The sequence below is a fragment of the Streptomyces sp. NPDC026062 genome, assembly GCF_055568375.1.
The window spans coordinates 145,639-163,470 of sequence record NZ_JBVHOQ010000019.1 but is presented as its reverse complement, the minus strand read 5'-3'; the positions used below and the strand labels follow the sequence as shown (position 1 = coordinate 163,470).

Here is a 17,832-nt window from a genome sequence, read left to right as displayed (position 1 = left end):
CGACAGCGCCAGCCCCACATCGTCACCGGCTACTTCAAAGCCCCGCACGTCCGATACGTCCTCGACGAGTGAACCCAATGAGTTTCTGATCAATAGTTGGAAACGATCATCTGGCAAGGGCGTTCGGCGGGCTTACACACACCGGACAAACAGTTGCACGTTCTGGCCAGGCTAATCTTTTGCGAGTATTCAATAACGCCCACAGCTTTCAGGTCGCGAAGAATTCGATCAGTATCGGGGAGTCGGCTTCGCCACTACTCTTCGGACTCAAGACAGCAAGCGCTGCCGGGGGATTCTTCAGATACGTCGGAATTGGTGGTAGCGCCCTTGCAGCAGGTATCGGCTTCGCCAACCTTGGTGCACTGGGAAATCCACACAAGGCCTTCGAGGAGAAAGGCGTCGAATATGTGGCGGATGTGGCAGAGGCCGGATTTAACGCATCCATGACCTTGGCCATGATCGCCCCTACACCTGTCACACGGCCTGGCACTTGGAACCGGTTTGGTCTATGGCAGCGCCAAAGTCATAGAGCACTCGGAAGAGATCAGAAACGGAGTAGGAGCAGCAGCCGACTGGGCTGCGAACAAAGCGTCGAACGTAAAGTACGGAATTTCCTATGGCGCCAAGAGTCTGGCCAAAAAGGCCAATCCCATGAACTGGTTCTGAGGAAGTTGCGAAAGGTGGGCATCCATGGATTACTTCGAGTTCGAATTGAAACCATTTTTCACCAAGAACGAGATCGGCCGAACGGGAATCGCAGGCCATTTCGGCGAAGTGACTGTCACGGTACAGAAGATCTCCATGCGGAAGAGTGACGGCTGCTGCACTGTGCACGTGACTGGAGCACGGGTCGCAAACGCGACCTATCGTGCTACTGCCTGCGGTGTTGCACGTCCGACCCTCGAAGACGCCCACCTCAGCGTCAACGCCGCTCCCGTTGAGCTCGGAATCGGTACGCAATGGCTCCGCAAGAAAGGTCGCATCCTGCATCTCACCTACCGGGGCAGAGCCTACGAGTACACAGCCAGCGGATTCACAGCGCATGGCAGCCTGCGGCGCCCAGGATTGTCCATCATTTGCTCGCACAGAAAAAACACCACCGGGAAAGGCGTATCCAGCCACATCACCGTCACTGGCGATGCCGACGAAGTGGACCTGGCCTTGGCTATCGTATTTGAGCAAGTGGATACGTCGGACTTGACATCGACCGGGGCAGCCCTGACCGCACTCTCACGGCGCCTGAAGAAGTTGCCGTCGGAGACTCCATCCGAGTAGCACTCGGATAAACCTCGCCCGACGCACCTCGCAACCGGCTCTACAACCTGCCAGGCACCGATGAAGCCCACTACGGAGACTGAATGGCCGGGCGCCGAACCGGCAACTGAACCAGCCGGGGAGAAGCTGAAACAGAGCCGCCGAAGCGTCAAATCGCCAACCCGCTCCCCACCGAGGAAGGCCACACCCAAGCGACCGTCACCGTAAGGCATCACCTGGGGAGCACTATGCGGAACGTCAACACAGACGGCCTGGGTCAGATGGCCATGCTCATAGTTCGAGCAGTAATTCCTCAGCAGCTTCGGGGCCGCGTCCGGTGACGTGGATGGGGTCGATCTGGCGCTGGCTGTCGTCTTCGAGGAGGTCGACACGTTCGATCTGAAATCTTTCGGCGCGGCGACTACAGCGGTCAACCGGATCATCACCCCTCGAACAAACGACTCGGGCGTCGGGTCGGAGTAGTGCATCCGGCGAACCCGGCATTCGATGGAGCAGTGTGACCGCCTTCGGCTCAAGTAGGCCAATAAGGCTTCCATAGACCCGCGTTCCGAAACACGGCTTCCGAAGCATGGCTTTCGGAACACGCGTTCCAAAAGAGGGCTACGGAACAGAACAGTGCGGTCGCAACCGAATCAATCGGAGAGATTGAGAAAATGACAGACGCGGAAGTCCAGGAGCTCACCAGACGCGCAAGCCGGCTCCGCAGTCTCGCCGACCACGTCGCGAGCATCGTCGACGCCCCGCACACCTACGCCACGACCACCATGAAGACGTGGAAGGGGCCCCACGCCGACCGCACACGCGGTGAGTTGAAGTCCTGGCGGGCGAAGTGCGACACGGTGGCGGAGGCACTTCGCGAAGAGGCCCGTACGTGCGAGCAGTCGGCCAAGGACGCCCGACAGAAGCTGCCGGTCTCATGAACGTCCCTCATGCACATCCCTCATGCACATCCCTCATGCACGTCCCTCATGCACATCCCTCATGCACGTCCCTCATGCACATCCCTCATGCACGTCCCTCATGCACGTCCCTCATGAACGTCCCTCATCAACCGTCCACATGAATGGCCCTGAGCCTTGTCAGAAGTCCATGCATCATCCATGAACGTGCTGCCCCGGTCATACATCCACAAACGCCCCATCCATGAACCGGCGGTCCGACCGCGGGCCGGGAGGAAGTAGTCCATGCGAGTCCTGGTGACGGTCGTGCGGGAAGGAGTTGCCCCCCAGGACCACCTGGTCACCCTGGAGGACGAGGCGACCGCAGCCGATGTGGCAGCCTGCCTGGCCGATAGCGACGAGCGTGCGTCCGGGGCCGGGTACGGGCACGCCGGGCCCGCCGGGCACGGGCAAGCGGGGCACGGGCCCGCCGGGTGCGAGGGAGCGGGGCGCAGGCACACCAGTCACGAGCCCGCGGAGGTCGGGCAAGCCGGGTACAGGCAAGCGGGACACAGGCAGGCAGAAGTCGGGCAGGCGGGGGGCCGGCAGGCGCCGGCCCAGGGCGTCGTGCCTCTTCAGTCCGATTGGGGCGGCCGGCTACCGGCGCCCCGCGAGGCCGGGATCGCGCACGGGATCTGGGTCGACGGCCATTGGTGCGCGCCGGATCTGCCCGCCCGGTCCGTCCTCCGCGACGGTGTCCGCGTCACCACGGACGAGACCATCGGGCCGTTCATGCGGGCCGGGGAGCCCACCGGGCGGTACGAACTCCATGTCAGCGGCGGGCCGGGTTCCGGGCATGTCGCCCGCGTCCAGGCCGGCAGATCGACCATCGGCACCGGTCCCGCGTGCACCCTTCCCGTCGCCGACCGCTCGCTGCCCCCGCTCGCCCTCGAACTCTCGGTCGGTCTGGACGGGGCCGTCACGCTCCATCCCCAAGAAGGCGTCTCCACCTCCCTCGGCGACGAAATGGTGACCGAGGACTGCGACTGGCCCGTGGGCGCGGTCGTCCGCATCGGTGACTCCGTCATCGGACTGCGGGAACCGCAGCAGCCGGACGCCCACTTGGCCCCCACGGAGGACGGCGGCCACGCCTACAACCGTCCGCCGAGACTGTCGCCCCCGCGACGGCGCCCCCGGCTCATCGTCCCGGTCGAGCCCGTGAAGGGCGAGGGACCGCGCCTCCAGTTGCTTGCCTCGATGATTCCGGCCTTCTTCGGCGTCGGCATGTACGTCATGACCAAGCAGCTCTACACGCTGTTCTTCTGCGCCATGAGCCCGCTGATGATGATCGGCTACTGGGCCGGCGAGGCCCGTCACGAACGCAAGCGGCACAAGCGGGCGGTGAAGCAGTACAGGGCGGACAGTGCCGGTCACGCGACGAAGCTGGCCGAACTCGGCAAGGAGGAGCAGCGCGAACGCCGGGAGGCCCATCCGGATCCGGCGGAGCTGCTCCTGTGGGCCACCGGCCCGCGTCGACGGCTCTGGGAGCGCCGGATCGTCGATCCCGACGCGCTACAGCTCCGGGCCGGTCTCGCCGCTCTCCCCTCGGACGTCGAACTGCGCCCGGCCGACGGCGGTGCCCTCGACCAGTCGGCGCTGCCGCCCGTCCTCGCGGACGTCCCCGCCGTGCTGCCGCTCGCCGAACTGGGCGTCGTCGGTGTCGCGGGGGACCGCGGGCCCGCCCTCGGTGTCGCGAACTGGCTGGTCGCGCAGGCCGCGATCCTGCACAGTCCCCGGGATCTCTCACTCGTCGTGCTCTCTTCGTCACCGGATGCCCGGAACGTCTGGACCTGGGTGCACTGGCTGCCCCACACCACCCCCCGGACGGGCCAGACCTGTCTTGCGCTGGTCGGCTCCGACCCCGAGGCCGTGGGGCGCCGGGTCCAGGAGCTGCTGGCGGAACTGGAGCGCAGGAAGGCCGCATCCCAGGGGTTCGGCTCGGCGGGACGGCTGAGCCCCGATCCGTACACCCTGATCGTCCTGGACGGGGCGCGTCTGTTGCGGCGCATCCCCGGGATGCCTCAACTCCTCAAGGAGGGGCCGCTTTTCGGCATGTTCGCCCTCTGTGTCGAGGAGAACGAGCGGCTGCTGCCCGAGGAGTGCGGGGCAGCCCTCAGCGAGCGGCCCGACGCCCCGCACCATGTGGGCATCAGCGGCGCAGGACTTGAGGCCCTGGGCAACGTACTGGCGGATCAGGTGTCGACGGCCTGGTGCGAACTCGTCGCACGTTCGCTGGCACCGGTACGGGACGTGAGCCAGGACGACGCCGACGCGGCGCTGCCCACCGCTGCGCGTCTGCTGTCGCTGCTCGGAATGCCCGACCCGACGGGTGCGGATGTCGCCGGGGTCTGGACGCGTGGTGGGTCGACGACCGAGGTGCCGATCGGTATCGCGGCGGACGGCGCGTTCCTGCTCGACATCAGGCGCGACGGCCCCCACGCCCTGGTGGCGGGTACGACCGGTGCCGGCAAGTCCGAGCTGCTCCAGACGATCATCGCGTCGCTGGCCGTCGCCAACCGGCCCGATGAGCTGAACTTCGTCCTGATCGACTACAAGGGCGGCAGCGCGTTCATGGACTGCGCCCGCCTTCCGCACACCGTCGGCATGGTGAGCGACCTCGACGCGCACCTGACCGAGCGGGCCCTCGCCTCCCTGGCCGCGGAGCTCAAGCGACGCGAGGGGATTCTCTTCGAGACGGGCACCAAGGACATCGAGGACTACAACGACACCCGCAGGAACCGCCCCGAACGGGAGCCGATGGCCCGGCTCGTCCTGGTCATCGACGAGTTCGCCTCGCTCGTCGCCGAGCTGCCCGAATTCATCGCGGGCCTGGTCGATATCGCCAGGCGAGGCCGCTCCCTCGGAGTGCACCTCATTCTGGCGACGCAGCGTCCGGCGGGTGTCGTCAGCCAGGAGATCCGGGCCAACACCAACCTGCGCATCGCACTGCGGGTGGCGGACAGCGCGGAGTCCACGGATGTCATCGAGGCGCCCGACGCCGGGGCCATCGCGAAGTCCACGCCGGGCCGGGCGTATGTCCGTTCAGGCGCGCAGTCGCTCGTGGCCGTCCAGTCGGCCCGTATCGGCGGCCGGCGCCCGAGTACCGGTACGGACCGCCCGAAGGCGATCACGGCCCCAATGGACTGGAGGACCTTCGGCCGCCCGTCCTCCCGCGCCGCCGGGGGCGAGGACGACGGGACGATGGTCACCGACCTCGGTCTGCTGGTCGACGCGGTACGCGACGGTGCGGAGCTGATGGGATTCGGCACCCGGCCGAGCCCCTGGCTCCCGCCGCTGCCCGAGCTGTTGACGGTCGCCGACCTGCCGGAGGCCTGCGCTCCGCCGAAGGCCGACGCTCCGCCGAAGGCCGACGCTCCGCCGAAGGCCGACGCTCCACCGGAGGCCTACGACGAGGTCGCCCCGATCCGGATGGGTCTCACCGACCTTCCCTCGGAGCAGGGACGCGCCGCACTCACACTGGATCTCGTCCATGGCGAGCACATGATGCTGATCGGCGGTGCGCGGTCGGGCCGTTCCACCGCGCTGCGTACCCTCGCCGGTTCGCTGGTCGCCACCACGTCGCCGAGGGACGTGCACCTCTACGGCATCGACTGCGGAGCCAACGCGCTGCTGCCGCTGACGAGGCTTCCGCACTGCGGGGCGGTGGTCACCCGTGACCAGCCCGACCGGGTGCGACGGCTGCTCGGCCGGCTGACCGACGAGATCTCGCGCCGCCAGCAACTCCTGGCCGTGGAAGGGCTTTCGAGCGCCGCCGAGCAGCGCGCGTCGGCGGCCCCGGAGGACCGGCTGCCCTGGATGGTGCTCCTGCTGGACGGCTGGGAGGGGTACACCTCGGCGCTGGAGGGCATCGACTACGGCCGGCTCATCGAGCTGATCATCAAGATCTTCCGGGAGGGCGCGGCCGTGGGGGTGAAGGTCGTCATGACCGCGGACCGGAGCGGGTTCAGTGGCCAGGTCTCGCCGTCGTTCGGCGACAAGCTCATCCTGCGGATGAGCGACAGCGGCGACTACGCGCTGGCGGGCCTGTCCGCCCGGGAGACGCCCAGGAGCATGCCGCCCGGCCGGGCCCTGCGCATGACCGGGCACGGGGTCCAGGAGAGCCAGATCGCGCTCCTGACCCCCGATCCGGCCGGACAAGCACAGGTGGCGGCCCTGCGGGACATCGGCGATGAGGCGCTGCGGGTGCACGGCGTTCCGCCCCGGGGCCTGCGTCCGCTCCGGGTGGACGAACTGCCCATGCGGTTCACCGCCGCGGAAGCCAGGGCGCTCGATCCCACGTTCACTCCCCCGTCACCGCTCTGGGCGCTGTTCTGCGTGGGCGGCGACGAACTGGCGCCCATCGGAGTCGACTTGGAAGAGTCCGGCCCCGGCTTCCTGGTCGCGGGTCCCCCCAAGTCGGGCCGGTCCACCACTCTGCTCGTAGCCGCGCGCACCCTGCTCGGCCAGCGGGTGCCCCTGATCCTCGTGACTCCCCGGCGCTCTCCGCTCCGTACGCTGGAGAGCGGGCCGGGCGTCCTCGGCGTACTCGACTCGGAGAGCTCGGCAAGGGATCTCGCCGCGCTGACCGGCCGGACGAACGGTACGTACGCGGTCGTGGTCGACGACGCCGAGATGCTCTACGACTCCGCGCTCGACACCGCCCTGGAGGAGGTCGCGCAGGCCGGACGGGACGGCGGGATCGGCATCATCGCCGCCGGTGCCACGGACACGCTCGGCTCGCAGTACCGGGGGTTCGGTGTGGAGGTCCGGCGGTCGGGCCAGGGCCTGATCCTCTCGCCTCGGAGCGCGTCGGACGGCGAGCTGTTCAACATGCGGCTGCCCAGCCCCGGCAGCGGACCCACCGGACGTGGACTGCTCATCCGCGACGGCCAGGTGATGCCGGTACAGGCGCTGCTCGAACGGTAGGAACGGTCCCGAACGGCAGGAAACGGCCTCGAACAGTAGGAACGGTCTCGAACGGCCGGTACGGTGGCGGCCCGATCGGGCCGCCCCGGCATCACACCGTCCGGAGGCTGTTACCTGGTTGCCTCGTCGATCCGGTCGTGGCTGCTCTTTGCGGACTTGTGGCCGTCGCCGAGGGAGTTGGCGAGCTTTTCGAGGTGCGGCTTGAAGCTGGTCCAGTCGTCACGGAACCGGTCGGCGCCAGGGCCCTTCCAGTAGTCGTGGCTGTTCCTGGACTTGCCGTCCAGAAGGGTGATGAGGTCGCGAACCTCCCCCTCCTTCTTCTGAAACGCCTCGTACAGAGCCTTGAGCTCCGTCAGACTCGCACCGCGGTCGATACCGCCGGGCCCACCAGCCACGTGAGACTCCCCGTGTCGCATTCGCAAACAACTTCAGCTGTTTCAGGGGACGCTACCGCATCGCACACAACGCCCGGGAGAAGACCGGCCAGTCGGAGGAGCCGCCGGCCGACCGCGTCCGCGAGCCACCTCCGCGGGCCCACGCTCACACCCCAGCCCCCGCAGGATGCGTGGTCCGTTTTGCAACCAAGCAACCGATTGATAACAAGAAGCGGCATTTAAGCAACCCCTTAAGTGGCCGCCGGCATTCCGGCCTCTCCGCGCAACCTGCCGCAATCGACCGCCCGAGGACGCCCGAATGGATACGGATACGAAGACAGCTTCACGTACGGATCGCAAACTCCGGACCGGAACTCGGATCGGAACGTTCCGGACCGGAACTCGGGCGGACTTCAGTTCGCGACCACGGAGAGAAAGCGGAGAGAAAGGCCTTGCCTTCACGGCGATGCCCCTTCCCATTCCGGACGACAGGCGCCATTGCGAAGGAAGTGACATTCCGGGCCAATGGAGAATTCCGGCGCGCGGCGCGGAACTGATCGGTTTCAGGTCCGGGCCAATTCCCGCTTTCACCTCCCGGGGGAACAACACCGAGGAGGCCCACAGGGGGCAGGGACGGGGCGCGCAAGGACGGGGCGCGCAGGGACGGCGCGCAGGGACGGCGCGCAGGGACGGCGCGCAGCGCCAGAGGCCCGTCGGGCCGGTCCCGTCCCGCACCGGGCCGCACCCACCCCGTACCACAGGCCGGCCCGTACACGCGGGCCGGCCACTGCCGTGCCTCAGCCGCCGAGAAGCTCGACGTCCACATCCGCCGGGAAGCCCGTCGTCGGACCGGTCCGGCGCGCGAACTCCTTGACGCCCGCCAGCTGATCCGGCCCGAAGCGGAAGTCGAGCGTCGTGAAGTAGCGCTCCAGGACCTCCGCGTCGAAGGCCTCCCAGCGCGCGGCCTGCTCCGCGACCTTGGTGACCTCCTCCAGGGACACGTCCCGCGAGGCCAGGAACGCCTCGTGCACCTTCTGCACGGCGGTGGGCTCGGCCGCCAGGTAGTCCTTGCGCGCGGCCCAGACGGCGAAGACGAACGGCAGCCCCGTCCACTCCTTCCACATCGCGCCCAGGTCGTGGACCTGGAGCCCGAGCCGGGGGGCGTCATGCAGGTTGGCGCGCAGCGCGGCGTCACCGATGAGGACGGCGGCGTCCGCCTCCTGCATCATCAGCCCGAGGTCGGGCGGGCAGGTGTAGTAGTCGGGGGTGACACCGAACCGCTCGGCGAGCAGCAGCTGCGCGAGGCGTACGGAGGTGCGGGAGGTCGAGCCGAGCGCCACCCGGGCCCGGTCGAGGTCTTCCAGGGGCCGCTGCGAAACGATCACGCACGACATGACGGGCCCGTCGCAGCCGACCGCGATGTCGGGGAAGGCGACCAGGTCGTCGGCGTTGCGCAGGAACTCCACGAGGGTGATCGGGCCGATGTCCAGATCGCCCCTGACGAGCTGCTCACTGAGCTTCTCCGGGGTGTCCTTCGAGAGCTCCAGGTCGAGCAGGGTCCCGGTCCGTGCGAGCCCCCAGTAGAGGGGAAGGCAGTTCAGGAACTGGATGTGGCCGACGCGCGGCCGGCTGCGACGGTCGTCGCCTGCGACGGTTGAGACGGTTGAATTGTCCACATCGCGAGGCTAGACCCGTGGCCGGACGACGGACCCACCGGGGGCGCGCGCCGTCGCGCGGGCCCCTCTTCCGGGGGGCTCCGAATGGGCAGACCGAAGGCTCTCGGGAAGGCTCCGGGAGACGCCAGGAAGGCCCTCTCGGGGCGCGCATCCGCACGGCAATCAAACATCCGGGTGAAGTGATCTTTCCCTCTACCCTTCCGCACATGCTGCGTGCTAGGCTCAACGCCAAGTTGCAGTTTGGTTTCCCTTGCAGTACAGAGCCTGCGGAGCATGTAACCCGCAGGCTTTTGTAGTTTTCAGACTTCTTTGCAGGTTCTGGAGCAGGGCAACCCTTTGGCCCAAGGAGGGCTTATGGCTACCGGAACCGTCAAGTGGTTCAACGCTGAAAAGGGCTTCGGCTTCATCGCCCAGGACGGCGGCGGCCCGGATGTCTTCGTCCACTATTCCGCGATCAACGCGTCCGGGTTCCGCTCCCTCGAGGAGAACCAGGTCGTGAACTTCGACGTCACTCAGGGACCCAAGGGTCCGCAGGCTGAGAACGTCACCCCGGCCTAGTTGCCCGGGTCGGCCGATCGCGGCCGGTAACGCAGTACCCAAGGAGCCCCGCTCCTCCGCCTCGGCGGAGGAGCGGGGCTCCTGCCTTTGCGGACGTCCTGTCTTTGCCGAAGAGCGCGGCTCCGGTCCACGAAGCCGGCGAACGGGAGAACGGGAGAAACAGGAGAACAGCCGAAGCTGCGGGGCTTCTGCCGGTGTCCGGCAGAAGCCCCGCAGCTTCGGCTGTCTACCGCTTCCGCTCCTCTACTACTTCCCGAGCGTCTCGTCGCGGCTGTCCACGACGCCTCGGTCGAGTACGGCCTGGAGCTCGGTGACGGTGCCCTTCCTGCCCAGCTCGGTGTCCTGGACCAGGTAGGCGCGCAGACCCAGGTAGTCGTAGCTGTTCGTGTCGAAGACCAGCTCCGTGCGCTCGTGCGTCTTCTCGTCCGTACGGGCCAGCGCCACACCGGGCCGGCCGTCGCCGTCCTGGGCCTTCTCCACCATGACGACACCGGGGATCTTCGCCGCGGCCCGGTAAATCGCGGCGCCCGTCTCCGGCGGCAGGATGTTCTCGCGGATCAGGCCGCCCACGTACTCGAAGAGCCACTGGTCGGACGTGCCGGAGTACGCGGCGTCCGCACGGAGCTTCTTCAGCAGCGCGTCCGGGTCGGTGGGCAGCGCCTGGAGCGCGGCGTAGGTCTGGTTCTGCAGGTCCTCCAGCTGCCCCTTGTCCCCGGCGCGCGGCGCCGACCAGATGATGTCGTCGCCCGGCTGCCGGAGCCGGCTCTGGACCTCCGCGGGGTTCTGGGACGTCCACGTCTCGCGGATGTACGTCTTCAGCTTGAGCGGGTCGCCGGCCTCGGCCTGCATGTTGGAGTAGTGCGAGCGCACGTAGACGAACTGGTTCTTGCCCACCCGGGTCGCGGGGCCCTGCGCGGCGTGCTGGGCGACGTTCTCCATCAGTGCTCCGACGCCGTCCGCGGAGGCGACCTCGACCTTGACCACGGGGGCCGCGCTGAGGTGGTACCCGGTGTCGCCGCCGCCCTGTCCGGGACCGGCCAGGAAGGTGAAGGCGAGCGCTCCGGCGGCGACCATACCGACGGGCACGGCGTACCAGGCGCGGTGGCGGCGCGGGCGCACGGACTGCGGCGACTTCTCTGCCTGGACCTGGTTGATCTCGTTCATCAAGTGCTCCCTGAGCTGCCGTTGACGGTCGTCCGGCAGGACCGGTCCGTGCGGCTCGGGCAGTCGCGCCCGCAGCTCCCCCGCAACCTTCTTGGCATCGGCACTCATCGGTTTCCCTCCCTCTCGTTCGACCGGACCGCAGTGGCGCGGTCACCCAGGTACTGTCCGACTGATCCGGGTAGTTCCATGTTTCTTGCGATTTTCTTGATTTCGTCATCGGTGAGGTCCTTCAGCCGCTTGCGGGCCCGGGAGAGCCGCGAGCGGACGGTGCCGACCGGGACGCCGAGCGCCCGTGCGGCCTCCTGGTACCCCAGGCCGTCCCAGACGCAGAGCAGGAACACCTCCCGCTCCTTCGGCCTCAGCCGTCCCAGCGCGGCCTGCGCGGCGGCGAGCTGTTCCGCGTCATGGATGCGGCCCACCAGCTCGTCGGCGAAGTCCGGCACGGCGGGTCCGACCGGCATCCGGGTCAGTGCCGCGTCGTGTCTGCGGGCGGCGCGGCGGGTGTTGCGCAGGACGTTGGTCGCGATGCCGAGCAGCCAGGGCTTCAGCTCCTCGTCCGACTCCCGCAGGGTCCCGCGCAGCCGCCACGCCTCCAGGAAGGTCAGCGACACGACGTCCTCCGCACCGGCCCAGTCACCGGTCGAGCGGGCCGCGTACCGGAAGACCGTCTGGGCGTAGTCGTCGAAGAGGCCGCCGAACGCGTCCGGGTCACCTGCCCGTATCCGGGCTCTCAAGGAATGCTCCACATCAGGTCCTGTCCGCAGCGGCCCAGGGGTTCCAGTGACCGGCATCACACCCGGGTCCGGCCACTGCGATGCTTGACCTTGACGCCGTGTGAGGCCTTGCACTGGGAGACATCATGTTCACCATCGGAGACTTCGCCAGGTACGGGCGGGTGTCGGCCCGGATGCTGCGTCACTACGACGCCGTCGGGCTGCTGCACCCCGACCGTACCGACCCGGCCACCGGCTACCGCTACTACGGTGCCGCCCAGCTCGCCCGGCTCAACCGGATCATCGCCCTCAAGGACCTCGGCTTCACGCTCCAGCAGGTGCGGGCCGTCCTCGACGAGGAGCTGGGTCCCGAGGAGCTGCGGGGGATGCTGCGGCTGCGGCGGGTGGAGCTGGAGGCGGCGATGGCGGCGGCGGCCGCCGGGCTGGCCCAGGTCGAGGCGAGGCTCCGGTCGATCGAGAGCGAGGGACACATGTCCATGGACGATGTCGTGATCAAGAGCGTTCCGGCGGTGCGGGTCGCGGAACTGACCGGTGTGGCCGGCAGCTACGAGCCGCAGGACATCACGCCGGTGATCAGCCCGCTGTACGAGCGGCTGCTCCCGCTGCTGGACGAGGCGGGGGTGCGCCCCTCAGGCCCGGGGATCGCCCGGTACGAGGACGCCCCGGAGGGTGGCGGCGCGATCGTCGTCCACGCCGGGGTGACGGTCTCCGCCCCGGTGGGACCACTGGGTGACACCGGGGTCACGGTGGTCGAGCTGCCCCCGTTCGAGGCGGCGACCATCGTGCACCGGGGCTCGATGGACGGGATCCTGCCGACGGCCCAGACCCTGGCCCGGGGGATCGAGGCGGGCGGCTACCGCTCGACGGGGTACGCCCGCGAGATCAGTCTGGAGTGCCCCGAGGACCGGGCGAAGTGGGTGACCGAACTCCAGGAGCCGGTGACCCGGGCCTGACAAGCAAGCCCGACACCCGGGCCTGACCACCGGGCCTGACGACCACCGGGGCGGGGCAGGAGCGGGCAGGGGCAGGGGCGGGCGGGGGCAGGAGCGGGCAGGGGCAGGAGCGGGCGGGGCGAGGGGCGACGTCGGGTCCGTCGGACCCGGGGCCAGAACCCCCGCCCCCTCCCCCGTTCACGCCCCCGTGCCGGGCCCCGCCCACAGGCCGTCGGCGGTCAGCCCGAGCAGGTCGATCGCGTTGCGGCGCACGATGCGGTCCACGACATCGGCGTCCAGGTGGCCCATCTGCGCCTCGCCGACCTCGCGGGACTTGGGCCAGGTCGAGTCGGAGTGCGGGTAGTCCGTCTCGTACAGGACGTTTCCCACTCCGATCGCGTCCAGGTTCTTCAGTCCGAAGGCGTCGTCGAAGAAGCAGCCGTGGACATGCTCGGTGAAGAGCTCCGACGGCGGCCGGTGGACCTTGTCGGCCACCCCGCCCCAGCCCCGGTTCTCCTCCCAGACCACGTCGGCGCGTTCCAGGATGTACGGGATCCAGCCGATCTGGCCCTCCGCGTACATGATCCGCAGGTTCGGGAAGCGCTCGAACTTGCCGCTCATCAGCCAGTCGACCATCGAGAAGCAGCAGTTGGCGAAGGTGATGGTGGAGCCGACCGCCGGCGGGGCGTCGGGCGAGGTCGACGGCATCTTCGAGGACGAGCCGATGTGCATGGCGATCACCGTCCCCGTCTCGTCGCAGGCCTGGAGGAACGGATCCCAGTCGTCCGTATGAATGGACGGCAGCCCGAGATGGGGAGGTATCTCGGAGAACGCCACGGCGCGCACTCCGCGCGCGGCGTTGCGCCGGACCTCGTCGGCGGCCAGCCGGGCGTCCCAGAGCGGGACGAGGGTGAGCGGGATGAGCCGGCCGTGCGCCTGCGGCCCGCACCACTCCTCGACCATCCAGTCGTTGTACGCGCGCACTCCCAGCAGCCCGAGTTCGCGGTCCTTCGCCTCGGTGAAGGTCTGGCCGCAGAAGCGCGGGAAGGTCGGGAAGCAGAGCGCGGACTGGACGTGGTTGACGTCCATGTCGGCGAGCCGGTCGGGCACCGAGAACGAACCGGGGCGCATCTGCTCGTAAGTGATGACTTCGAGCTTGATCTCGTCCCGGTCGTAGCCGACGGCGGTGTCGAGCCGGGTGAGCGGGCGGTGCAGGTCCTCGTACACCCACCAGTCACCGATCGGCCCGTCATCCCCCTTCGCACCCATCACGGGCGCGAACTTTCCGCCCATGAACGTCATTTCCTTGAGCGGCGCCCGGACGATGCGCGGCCCGGAGTCCGCGTACTTGGACGGGAGCCGGTCCCGCCAGACATGAGCGGGCTCCACCGTGTGGTCGTCCACCGAGATGATCTTCGGGAAGGTCTCCATGCGTACCACGGTAGCGTCAATCTGACGAACCGTCAGCTGTCCCCGCGATGCCTCGTTCCACAATCGTTGTCGAGGGCTTGTGCAGAGAGTCACCCACTGCTGACGCGCCCCCCTTTCACAAGGCAGACTGTTGACGGCGATACCAACGGTATGGAGCAATCCGGATAGCCCCGGCTGGATCCGGACAAGCGTGACCGTGCCGGGCAGCGCACAGAGCAGGACAGGAGGCGGCAATGGGCCGTGACGACGGGCCACGGGGACGCGTTCCGGAGCAACGCACCCCGGAGCAGCGGCCGGCGGGCGACGCCGGGCTGTACTTTTCCCTGCTCGGCCCCGTGCGGGCGCGGCGGGGCGACGAGTCGCTGCCGTCCGGATCGCCGCAGCAACGCGCCCTGCTGACGGCCCTGCTGCTCAGAGGCGGGCGCACCGCGACGGCCGCCGAGCTCATCGACGCCATCTGGGGCGAGGACCCGCCGTCCCAGGCCCTGGCCGCGGTACGTACCTACGCGTCCCGGCTCCGCAAGGCGCTGGGACCGCTGACCCTGGCGAGCGACTCCGGCGGGTACGCGATGCGGATAGGGCCACAGGCGCTCGATCTGTCGGTGGCCCAGGAGCAGGCGGCAGACGCCGAGAAGGCGCGGGTCTCGGGCGACCGGGGCCGGGCGCGGGAACTGCTGAACGACGCGCTGGGTCTCTGGGACGGCGAGGCCCTGGCCTCCGTGCCCGGACCGTACGCGGAGTACCAGCGCACCCGGCTGGAGGAGTGGCGGCTCCAGCTCACCGAGACCCGTCTCGACCTGGACCTGGAGGTCGGCTGCCACGCGGAGGCGGTCTCCGAACTGACCGCGCTCACCGCCGCGCACCCGCTGCGTGAGCGGCTGCGCGAACTGCTGATGGTGGCCCTGTACCGCAGCGGCCGGCAGGCCGAGGCGCTCGCCGTCTACGCCGACACCCGACGGCTGCTCGCGGAGGAGCTGGGCGTCGACCCGCGCCCCGAACTCGCCTCGCTCCAGCAGCGGATCCTCCAGGCGGACGAGGATCTGGCCCGCCCGGCCGACGAACCCGCCCCGGCCGCAGCACCGGTCCGCCCCGCGCAGCTTCCGGCCACGGTGCCCGACTTCACGGGCCGTGTCTCGTTCGTACGGGAACTGGGCAACCGCCTCGCCACCGCGGAGGGTTCGGTCATGGCCGTGTCCGCCCTCGCGGGCATCGGCGGTGTCGGCAAGACGACCCTCGCCGTGCACGTCGCCCACCAGGCACGCCCGCACTTCCCGGACGGCCAGCTCTACATCGACCTCCAGGGCGCGGGCGCCCGTGCCGCCGAGCCGGAGACGGTGCTCGGCGCGTTCCTGCGCGCCCTGGGCACGCCCGACTCGGCGGTCCCCGACTCCCTGGACGAACGCGCCGCGCTCTACCGCTCGATGCTCGACGGCCGCCGCATCCTGGTCCTCCTGGACAACGCCCACGACGCCGCCCAGATCCGCCCCCTGCTCCCCGGCACCGCGGGCTGCGCGGCCCTGGTCACCAGCCGGGTCCGGATGGTCGACCTGGCGGGCGCGCACCTGGTCGACCTCGACGTGATGTCGCCCGAGGAGGCGCTCCAGCTCTTCACCCGTATCGCGGGCGAGGAACGCGTCAGCTCCGAGCGCGAGGCCGCCCTCGACGTGGTGGCCGCCTGTGGCTTCCTGCCCCTCGCCATCCGTATCGCGGCCTCCCGCCTGGCGGCCCGCCGCACCTGGACGGTCTCGGTCCTGGCCGCGAAGCTCGCGGACGAACGCCGCCGGCTGGACGAGCTCCAGGCGGGCGACCTCGCGGTGAAGGCCACCTTCGAACTCGGCTACGGCCAGCTGGAACCGGCCCAGGCCCGCGCCTTCCGTCTCCTGGGCCTCGCGGACGGCCCGGACATCTCCCTGGCCGCGGCGGCGGCCCTGCTGAATCTGGACACCCACGCGGCGGAGGACCTGCTGGAGGCCCTGGTCGACACCTCCCTCGTGGAGTCCGCCGCGCCGGGCCGCTACCGGTACCACGACCTGGTGCGCCTGTACGCGCGTTCGTGCGCGGACCGGGACGAGCGGGCTCCGGAGGAGAAGGGGCGGGCGCTGTCGCGGCTGCTGGACTTCTATCTGGCGACGGCGGCGAGGGTCTACGCGCTGGAGCGGCCCGGCGACCGGGCGGTCGTCCATCTCGTGGCCCCCGATCATCCGGGCCTCGAATTCGGCGACGGACACGCGGCCGTGGACTGGCTCTACGGCGAGGCCAACGCCCTGCTCGCCTGCGCGCATCAGAGCGCTTCGAGCGGGATGCTCCGCCGCGCCGTGGACCTGCTCTGCGCGGCCAAGGACCTGGCCGAGTCGGGGGCGAACTCCCGTCAGTACGAGACGACCGGCATCGCCCTGCGTGACGCCGCACGGGCGGCGGGCGACTCCCGCTCGGAGGCACGGGCCCTGGCCTCGTTGTCCACGGTGTATCTCGTGTCCGGCCGGTTCACGCTGGCGGACGAGGAGGCCGGGCACGCGATGGAGCTCGCCAGGGAATCCGGCGACCCGATCCCCGCCTGCTGGGCTCCGAACGACCGCGGCATCATCGCGTTCTACCAGGGGCGGCACGCGGACGGCGAGAAGTTCCTCCAGGAGGCCATAGACAACTACCGCTCGGACGAGAACCTGGTGGGTGAGGCGGCCGCGCTGTGCAACCTCTCCCGGATCCATGTGGACATGGGCCGCACCAGGAGCGCCGTTGAACTCGCCCAGCAGGGAACGGCCATCTTCGACGGCATGGGGCTGAGCCTGCGCACGGCCAACGGCCGTTTCGCACTCGGTATCGCGCTCACCCGGGCCGGCCGGTCCGCCGACGCGCTCGGCCAACTGGCGGAGGCGCTACGCGTGTTCCAGGGCAACCGCCAGCGCCTCTGGGAGGGCTCCACCCACTTCCGCATCGCCGAGGCGCACTTGGCGGCCCAGGAACCGGCACTCGCGGCCCAGCACGCGGAACAGGCCCTGGCCCTGCGTGTCATCGGGGGCGAATGGATGCGCGGCAACGTCCTGACCACGCTGGGACGCGCCCTCCGGCAACTCGGCCAGATCGACCGCGCACGCGTGTGCTGGCACGAAGCCCTGTCCATCTACGAGCAGACCGGGGCCGTCGAGGCGGACGAGGTCCGCGAGCTCCTGGCCCTCGCAGCCGCTGCCTGAGGCGGCTTCCGCCGCCGATCCGGCGGCGTTCATCGAACGTTTATCGCCACTCGTCAGTCTTATCCCCATCAATCCGTCGCGTCGGGGGGCAGGCGGGTTGCACGGGGAAGCGCACCGTTAGGGTGAACGGCCCTGATACGCCCGTCCGGCGGCCCACGGGGGAGCTGCCGGACGGGCAACGGCTACCAAAGCACGCCAGACCTCTGGGAGACACACATGAGCGACGTACTGAAGCCCAAGGCCGACGCCACCACGCAGGAGAACCACGCGGGCAGCCCGGCCGCCGACGGTGGAACGGTCACCCCGCTGGAGAACCACGCGGGCAGTGTGGCCGAGGACATCGTCACCCTGGAGAACCACGCCGGAAGCACCCCGAAGGACCTGCTCAAGACGCAGGAGAACCACGCGGGATCCGAGAAGGCCTAAGACCTGACACGACGGGGGCACGGGGGAGCGGCCGCGGCGGCGCGGAGGGGGAGCCGTCGCGGCCGCCGCATGTCCGCGTACGGACGGTCCGCGCGAGTTCCGCCCACGGCGTCGAGCGGCATCCGCCCGCCGGGAGCTCTTCCGGCAGGGGGGACCGTGTACTGGATGCCGTACTTCTCACCATGCCGGAAGCGCATGGGCTCCGCC

General features: G+C 69.3%; 12 protein-coding genes. 7 read left to right on the top strand and 5 right to left on the bottom strand.

Annotated elements, in window-relative coordinates:
• The first annotated feature begins 690 nt into the window (after positions 1 to 690).
• The 3 genes from ACZ4LX_RS19540 (at position 691) to ACZ4LX_RS19530 (ending at position 7,139) form a co-directional block, all read left to right on the top strand.
• Positions 691 to 1,275, top strand: coding sequence for a hypothetical protein (locus ACZ4LX_RS19540; protein ID WP_467646162.1), 585 nt, complete (start codon positions 691 to 693; stop codon positions 1,273 to 1,275).
• A 653-nt stretch (positions 1,276 to 1,928) separates the two neighbouring features.
• Positions 1,929 to 2,195 carry a WXG100 family type VII secretion target gene (locus tag ACZ4LX_RS19535; RefSeq protein ID WP_467646157.1) on the top strand — a complete coding sequence of 89 codons (267 nt, stop codon included), beginning with the start codon at positions 1,929 to 1,931 and terminating at the stop codon, positions 2,193 to 2,195.
• Between the two features lie 264 nt (positions 2,196 to 2,459).
• The gene (locus ACZ4LX_RS19530; protein ID WP_467721237.1) at positions 2,460 to 7,139 is read left to right on the top strand and encodes an FtsK/SpoIIIE domain-containing protein; all 4,680 of its coding nucleotides are present in this window, start codon (positions 2,460 to 2,462) and stop codon (positions 7,137 to 7,139) included.
• 110 nt (positions 7,140 to 7,249) lie between these two features.
• On the opposite strand, the gene ACZ4LX_RS19525 is transcribed toward ACZ4LX_RS19530, so the two are convergent.
• Together ACZ4LX_RS19525 and ACZ4LX_RS19520 are read right to left on the bottom strand one after the other, a co-directional pair.
• Complete coding sequence (locus ACZ4LX_RS19525) at positions 7,250 to 7,534, bottom strand: WXG100 family type VII secretion target (RefSeq protein ID WP_467646151.1); 285 nt, start codon at positions 7,532 to 7,534, stop codon at positions 7,250 to 7,252.
• Positions 7,535 to 8,310: 776 nt separating this feature from the next.
• Complete coding sequence (locus ACZ4LX_RS19520; RefSeq protein WP_467646148.1) at positions 8,311 to 9,189, bottom strand: menaquinone biosynthetic enzyme MqnA/MqnD family protein; 879 nt, start codon at positions 9,187 to 9,189, stop codon at positions 8,311 to 8,313.
• A gap of 354 nt (positions 9,190 to 9,543) precedes the next feature.
• Here ACZ4LX_RS19520 and ACZ4LX_RS19515 point away from each other — a divergent pair, with 354 nt between their 5' ends.
• Positions 9,544 to 9,747: a cold-shock protein gene (locus ACZ4LX_RS19515; RefSeq protein ID WP_003967102.1), complete on the top strand. Its 204-nt coding sequence runs from the start codon at positions 9,544 to 9,546 to the stop codon at positions 9,745 to 9,747.
• Positions 9,748 to 9,993: 246 nt separating this feature from the next.
• On the opposite strand, the gene ACZ4LX_RS19510 is transcribed toward ACZ4LX_RS19515, so the two are convergent.
• Together ACZ4LX_RS19510 and ACZ4LX_RS19505 are read right to left on the bottom strand one after the other, a co-directional pair.
• Positions 9,994 to 11,019: a CU044_5270 family protein gene (locus ACZ4LX_RS19510; RefSeq protein ID WP_467646144.1), complete on the bottom strand. Its 1,026-nt coding sequence runs from the start codon at positions 11,017 to 11,019 to the stop codon at positions 9,994 to 9,996.
• Positions 11,016 to 11,645 carry an RNA polymerase sigma factor gene (locus tag ACZ4LX_RS19505; RefSeq protein ID WP_467646140.1) on the bottom strand — a complete coding sequence of 210 codons (630 nt, stop codon included), beginning with the start codon at positions 11,643 to 11,645 and terminating at the stop codon, positions 11,016 to 11,018. Before ACZ4LX_RS19505 ends, ACZ4LX_RS19510 begins: the two co-directional genes overlap by 4 nt.
• Before the next feature lie 125 nt (positions 11,646 to 11,770).
• On the opposite strand from ACZ4LX_RS19505, the gene ACZ4LX_RS19500 reads away from it, so the two are divergent.
• A complete protein-coding gene (locus ACZ4LX_RS19500; protein WP_467646136.1) occupies positions 11,771 to 12,598 on the top strand; it encodes a MerR family transcriptional regulator in 828 nt (275 codons plus the stop codon).
• 177 nt (positions 12,599 to 12,775) lie between these two features.
• Here the strand turns inward: ACZ4LX_RS19500 and ACZ4LX_RS19495 are convergent, their stop codons facing one another.
• Positions 12,776 to 14,008: an amidohydrolase family protein gene (locus ACZ4LX_RS19495; protein WP_467646132.1), complete on the bottom strand. Its 1,233-nt coding sequence runs from the start codon at positions 14,006 to 14,008 to the stop codon at positions 12,776 to 12,778.
• A 233-nt stretch (positions 14,009 to 14,241) separates the two neighbouring features.
• Here ACZ4LX_RS19495 and afsR point away from each other — a divergent pair, with 233 nt between their 5' ends.
• Together afsR and ACZ4LX_RS19485 are read left to right on the top strand one after the other, a co-directional pair.
• Positions 14,242 to 17,199, top strand: coding sequence for an SARP-family global regulator AfsR (gene afsR / locus ACZ4LX_RS19490; RefSeq protein WP_467646129.1), 2,958 nt, complete (start codon positions 14,242 to 14,244; stop codon positions 17,197 to 17,199).
• A 216-nt stretch (positions 17,200 to 17,415) separates the two neighbouring features.
• Positions 17,416 to 17,625 carry a hypothetical protein gene (locus tag ACZ4LX_RS19485; protein ID WP_467646125.1) on the top strand — a complete coding sequence of 70 codons (210 nt, stop codon included), beginning with the start codon at positions 17,416 to 17,418 and terminating at the stop codon, positions 17,623 to 17,625.
• Positions 17,626 to 17,832 lie beyond the last annotated feature (207 nt).

Excerpts from the sequence above, each read along its gene's own strand:
- ACZ4LX_RS19540 (WP_467646162.1), top strand. The coding sequence starts at position 691 with ATGGATTACTTCGAGTTCGAATTGAAACCATTTTTCACCAAGAACGAG.
- ACZ4LX_RS19535 (WP_467646157.1), top strand. The coding sequence starts at position 1,929 with ATGACAGACGCGGAAGTCCAGGAGCTCACCAGACGCGCAAGCCGGCTC.
- ACZ4LX_RS19530 (WP_467721237.1), top strand. The coding sequence starts at position 2,460 with ATGCGAGTCCTGGTGACGGTCGTGCGGGAAGGAGTTGCCCCCCAGGAC.
- ACZ4LX_RS19515 (WP_003967102.1), top strand. The coding sequence starts at position 9,544 with ATGGCTACCGGAACCGTCAAGTGGTTCAACGCTGAAAAGGGCTTCGGC.
- ACZ4LX_RS19510 (WP_467646144.1), bottom strand. The coding sequence starts at position 11,019 with ATGAGTGCCGATGCCAAGAAGGTTGCGGGGGAGCTGCGGGCGCGACTG.
- ACZ4LX_RS19500 (WP_467646136.1), top strand. The coding sequence starts at position 11,771 with ATGTTCACCATCGGAGACTTCGCCAGGTACGGGCGGGTGTCGGCCCGG.
- ACZ4LX_RS19495 (WP_467646132.1), bottom strand. The coding sequence starts at position 14,008 with ATGGAGACCTTCCCGAAGATCATCTCGGTGGACGACCACACGGTGGAG.
- afsR (WP_467646129.1), top strand. The coding sequence starts at position 14,242 with ATGGGCCGTGACGACGGGCCACGGGGACGCGTTCCGGAGCAACGCACC.
- ACZ4LX_RS19485 (WP_467646125.1), top strand. The coding sequence starts at position 17,416 with ATGAGCGACGTACTGAAGCCCAAGGCCGACGCCACCACGCAGGAGAAC.